This is a genomic window from Neoaquamicrobium microcysteis (assembly GCF_008180155.1).
GTDB lineage: Bacteria > Pseudomonadota > Alphaproteobacteria > Rhizobiales > Rhizobiaceae > Aerobium > Aerobium microcysteis.
This window is the reverse complement of sequence record NZ_VSZS01000024.1, coordinates 1-638: the sequence shown is the minus strand read 5'-3', so window position 1 is coordinate 638 and position 638 is coordinate 1. Positions and strand designations below refer to the sequence as shown.

The window sequence follows — 638 nt, the reverse complement described above, 5'->3', positions numbered from 1 at the left end:
GCCGCGCCGAAGGCCGCGTCATGGCTGGGAAACGTCTCGGAATAGGTCCCGTCCACCCGATAGGCCCAGCCGCCGTCGTGTTCGACGATCCGATACTTCACATCGTTCATTGCATCGCTCCTTCCGGGAATGTCGATGATTGCTCTTGTCGCTCCGGAGATCGCCGGCCAGGACTGTGCGCAGTTTCCTGGCGATGCTCCCATCACCGGCGCACCACGTCCTGCCATTCCGGATGGCGACCGATCTGCGCTTTGGCGAAGGGACAGAGCGGCATGATTGAAATGCCGTCGCGTCGCGCATCCTCGATCGCCTGACGCACCAGCCGCTCGCCCACCTTTCTTCCGCGAAGCGCCGCGGGCACCTCCGTATGGTCGATGATGATCAGGCCGTCTCCCGCCCGGCTGTAGCTCATCTCCGCCTCGACGCCATCAATGACGAGGCGATAGCGCCCCTTCGACGGACCGTCCTGCCGCTCAACCTTCTCGTCGCCGACCGAAGGCACGTCGTTCGCCACTGCGGCATCCGGCCTGCGCACCTGGCGCGGCTTGCCGTGCGCGCATTCCAAGAGGTCGCGGTCCCACCCGCCCAGATCGGCCGCCGCCTCGTAGGTCGAGACGAGGAAGGCCAGCAAGGCTTCG

At 65.7% G+C, this 638-nt stretch carries 1 protein-coding gene; it reads right to left on the bottom strand.

Features of this window, described 5'->3' with window-relative positions:
* Positions 1 to 202 precede the first annotated feature (202 nt).
* On the bottom strand, positions 203 to 638 hold a 436-nt coding region (locus FY036_RS00080), incomplete at its 5' end, for a GNAT family N-acetyltransferase (RefSeq protein ID WP_235897421.1).